The sequence below is a fragment of the Microcystis sp. LEGE 08355 genome (assembly GCF_015207185.1).
GTDB lineage: Bacteria > Cyanobacteriota > Cyanobacteriia > Cyanobacteriales > Microcystaceae > Microcystis > Microcystis panniformis.
Genome location: NZ_JADEXI010000435.1, coordinates 1 through 3,973 on the forward strand (window position 1 = coordinate 1; position 3,973 = coordinate 3,973).

The following is a 3,973-nucleotide window of genomic DNA, read 5'->3' on the forward strand; positions in this document are numbered from 1 at the left end:
ACCCTACACCCTCTTTCAAGTCAGAAATTAGACAGTGGCATCAATTTGGGCGAGGATTGCCGTGGACAACTGACAAAGTTGTTGATGACAAGGACCATTACTAGCCATGATCCCCCCCCATTGCCGCACGTCGCCGCGGTTATAGCGCACTGGTTGACCGTCAAAATAGGAGAATTTGCCGCCAGCTTCCGTTAAAATCAACTCTGGGGCGGCAAAATCCCAGTCTTTAGCCGCCGATTTCCCCGATAGGGAGATATAAACATCGGATTTTTGTTCGAGGATCGTGGCAATTTTACAGCCCACACTACCCACATAATTTTTATCCAAGAAGGGTATTTGACTTAATAAATTATCAAAACGTTGGTTGCGATGGGTACGACTAACCACCAGATAGAGGTCGGTAATTTTATCTTTATTGGCAACTTTTACTGGTGTAATATTTCCGTCGCTAGTTTCTAGAAAAGTGCCTTTTCCTTTTTGGGCAAAATAGAGTTTTTCTTGATCCGGTAGGGCAACCACGGCGATGATCGGTCTTCCCTGATAACATAAGGCGATATGTAGGGCATATTCTCCCGTTTTGTTGATAAAATCGCGGGTTCCGTCCAAAGGATCGATAATCCATACCCAATCTTTCGGGATAGCTTCATTACCCTGATGGGTTTCCTCGCTCAGATAACCAAAGTCGATATCAGAAAAATTTGTTTGTAATTCCCCTAAAATATAGTTATTTGCCGCTAAATCCGCCGCCGTCACTGGTCCGCCTTTTTTCTTCTTGTTGACGGCTAAATCCTGTTCACCGCGGTGGTAGGATTGGAGAATTTTAGCACCACCCCAACCCACGGCACGAGTCACAGCTAAAATGCGATCGAGTGTTTCGGTATCTTGACAGGTTAAATTAATCATAAAATAGCCTCAGTTTTTCAGACCTATTATCTACTAAATTGAAAGACTGGCATCTTAGCTTACCATCCCTTGCTTCCTAACTCCTGACTGGCTTAATTTTGCCCTTGCCAAAAATAATCGGCGGGTTTTTTGGTTTCTGCTGGTGATGATTGAGGAGCGTCTCCCAAGAAAACCGAACGCTGGATGACGCGATCGCCTAATCTTCTTTGGACTCGACTGGGAATACCGTAACCGTAGGCAATATGACCTTTTCCTGCTAGGACGATGATCTGATAGTCGGGATGAGCTTGCCAGAATTTAGCGATCGCATCGGCCATGGTTTCATCCCAGAGGACCTGTGCCAGAAAAAAGCGATCGAATCCCTGACTTTTGCCCCCCGTGTGTTGCTGATAAACGGCTAGGATCTGTTGACGATACTCCTCGTTATCCTGGTTTATTTCGCTTTTAGGGGGAATGTAGGTCATTTCTGAGGTGGAGAGGCTTTCTAAGCCCTCCCGTGCCACTTTTCTAGTGATTTCCGTGGGTGTATTTAGGGCGATCGCTGGTAGTTTTTTTGCCTTGGCCAAGCGCAGGATCGGGGCGTAAAATTCCCAATCAAATCCCCAACGTTGGTCGTATTCACTTTTTTCTCTCAACTGATTTTCGCTAATTTTGCCGGCTAAATACTGATCCAAATAGATTTGGTAAGGACGTTGAAACATCTCGAAAGCGATCGCTATTTGGGGATTATTAGCCTGTAAATACTCGATAATAGCTAATTGGGCCTGATGATCGGCTTGGCTATCGTGCCTTTCCCCCAGATAAATAATCTCGGCTGTTTTTAAATCTGCCAGAATTTGTTTTTGGCTATTAGTAAAACTCCAGGCCCGGGGCAGCAAAATAAACAGTAAGCAGAGGGCAAGGAAAACGGGAAAAAAGCGTCGAGAGAATTTCATCTTTTTAAAGGTCTTTTAAAAAACCTAAGTAGATAGGTATTAAAAACTTTCAGATCCCCCCGCCTATCGGCACCCCCCTTATTAAGGGGGGTAGGGGGGATCGAACCTAAAATCCATTTTTAATTTAATTATAACCAGCTACTTATCTTAACCGAAGCCATAACAAAAAAGGTGGGCAATGCCCACCCGAAAAATTTTTCAGAGAACCTTTCTGGTTTAGTAGGTTTCTACGTGCCAGCGATGTTCTTTTTTCAGTTGTTTCTGATAGACAGACCAATCAGCACCATTTTTAGCGGCGGCACCACTGATAGCATCGTCGATACCATCTTCCATCCCTTTTAGTCCGCACATATAAGCGTGGGTTTTGGGACTTTGGAGTAGATTCCAGATTTCCTCAGCGTGTTCGGCTACCCGGTGTTGAATATACATTCTACCGCCCTGGGGATTTTGCTGTTCCCGGCTGATGGCATAGGTGAGACGGAAGTTATCGGGGAATTCCGCCGCTATTTTCTCTAATTCTTCTTGGTAGAGAATATTGGCCGTTTTGGGAACTCCGAAAATCAACCAAGCTAGACCTTTGAATTTATAATCTTCGTGTTGTTCCTTGAACATCCGCCAGAGGAAAGCTCGGAAGGGAGCGATTCCCGTCCCAGTGGCCATCATAATGATAGTGGCATCTTCGTCATCCGGCAGCAGCATTTCCTTACCCACAGGGCCAGTAATAGCCACATCGGCACCCACCTCTATATGACAAAGATGGGTGGAACAAACTCCATAAACCGTTTCCTTGGTTTCTGGGTGTTGGTATTCTAACTGACGCACGCAGAGGGATACGGTTTTATCGTCTAATTTATCACCATGACGGGTGGAGGCGATCGAATAGAGTCTCAATTTATGAGGTTTGCCATTAGCATCGCTACCCGGGGGGATAATACCGATACTTTGCCCTTCTAAATAGCGTAAATTGCTCCCAGAAAGGTCAAAGGTGACGTGTTGTACGATGCCGATACCTCCCTCATCAACGAGAGCATAATTCTCGATACATTTGCCGATAAAGGGTTGATTCGGACGGTAGATGTTGACGGGGATATCTGTTTTTTCTTTCGCTTGAGTCATGGCCTTTTTCTTGGTCTGTTCGGGGACGGGCGATGATTGAGCGATTGGCTGTGGTGTGGAGGCACTAGAAACAGTTGCTACGGGGGCAATCCCATTGAAGGGTTTGATGCTGACGATACGACCACCTAAACGGGTAATCCGACGCATTTCTTGATTCATGCGACTGTAGGGAACCGTGAAAAACACGCTTCCACTCTGACGGATTGAATAATCCAAGCTGTCAGTATTGTCGTTTTGATTGAGACCCGCCACTTCGTAAACAAATAAACGGTTTCCCGCTAGTGTACTCGGACTGTACATTAAATATAACTCCCAACTCAAGTCACGATAATCGTTCCATAGTTTAGCCTACCATCGGTACACTACACCTAGGACTAATTGAGAGTTATCTTAAAAAAACCACAGACATCGCTTCTATCCTTTTCTTGAGGATAGGTCAAGTCTCTGGTGAAAATCTGTTACATTTGCAGCATTTTTACTTTTTATTAAGATTTATGCTACTTTTTCCCGTTTATGCTAAAAATCCCCCTGGTTGGCCTGATGAGGACAAGAGCGGGGGACAGATATTAGCAATAATTATTTTATGAACTACTCGGCCGCAGCTGCGTTTAAGGGTTTAATGCTGACGATGCGAGCGCCTAAACGGGTAATCCGACGCATTTCTTGATTCATGCGGCTATAGGGAACGGTCAAAAAGACACTGCCACTCTTACGGATAGAATAATCTAGGTTATCAGTATTGTCATTTTGACTCAAACCGACGACTTCATAGACAAAAAGGCGGTTTTCTTTGGCACTAGAGAGACTTTGCATCGAAATGGCTCCTACATTGATGTTATAGTTCTCTAGTTTAGCCTAGCAGGGAGACTAGCAATCTAGTTAGGGTTTGCGGCAAAAAGTTTCTCGTGGGGCCAGGGTGTGGGGTGTAGGGTGTAGGGTGTAGGGTTTTACCGATTTTGAGGTAGTCAGTTACCTAATTTTCAGGGAAAAAGTACCTGAATTTTACCCCCGATCACTCC

General features: G+C 44.9%; 4 protein-coding genes. All 4 read right to left on the minus strand.

Annotated elements, in window-relative coordinates; genetic code table 11:
- Positions 1-27 precede the first annotated feature (27 nt).
- Positions 28-903: a 3'(2'),5'-bisphosphate nucleotidase CysQ gene (locus IQ242_RS18665; protein WP_193960997.1), complete on the minus strand. Its 876-nt coding sequence runs from the start codon at positions 901-903 to the stop codon at positions 28-30.
- 92 nt (positions 904-995) lie between these two features.
- Positions 996-1,838, minus strand: coding sequence for a ChaN family lipoprotein (locus IQ242_RS18670; RefSeq protein ID WP_002795569.1), 843 nt, complete (start codon positions 1,836-1,838; stop codon positions 996-998).
- Positions 1,839-2,054: 216 nt separating this feature from the next.
- Positions 2,055-3,254: a ferredoxin--NADP reductase gene (gene petH, locus IQ242_RS18675; RefSeq protein ID WP_193960998.1), complete on the minus strand. Its 1,200-nt coding sequence runs from the start codon at positions 3,252-3,254 to the stop codon at positions 2,055-2,057.
- Positions 3,255-3,542: 288 nt separating this feature from the next.
- Entirely contained in the window at positions 3,543-3,767 is a 225-nt protein-coding gene (locus tag IQ242_RS18680; protein WP_002732223.1) for a phycobilisome linker polypeptide, read from the minus strand.
- Between the last annotated feature and the right edge of the window lie 206 nt (positions 3,768-3,973).

Excerpts from the sequence above, each read along its gene's own strand:
- IQ242_RS18665 (WP_193960997.1), bottom strand. The coding sequence starts at position 903 with ATGATTAATTTAACCTGTCAAGATACCGAAACACTCGATCGCATTTTA.
- petH (WP_193960998.1), bottom strand. The coding sequence starts at position 3,254 with ATGTACAGTCCGAGTACACTAGCGGGAAACCGTTTATTTGTTTACGAA.
- IQ242_RS18680 (WP_002732223.1), bottom strand. The coding sequence starts at position 3,767 with ATGCAAAGTCTCTCTAGTGCCAAAGAAAACCGCCTTTTTGTCTATGAA.
- IQ242_RS18670 (WP_002795569.1), bottom strand. The coding sequence starts at position 1,838 with ATGAAATTCTCTCGACGCTTTTTTCCCGTTTTCCTTGCCCTCTGCTTA.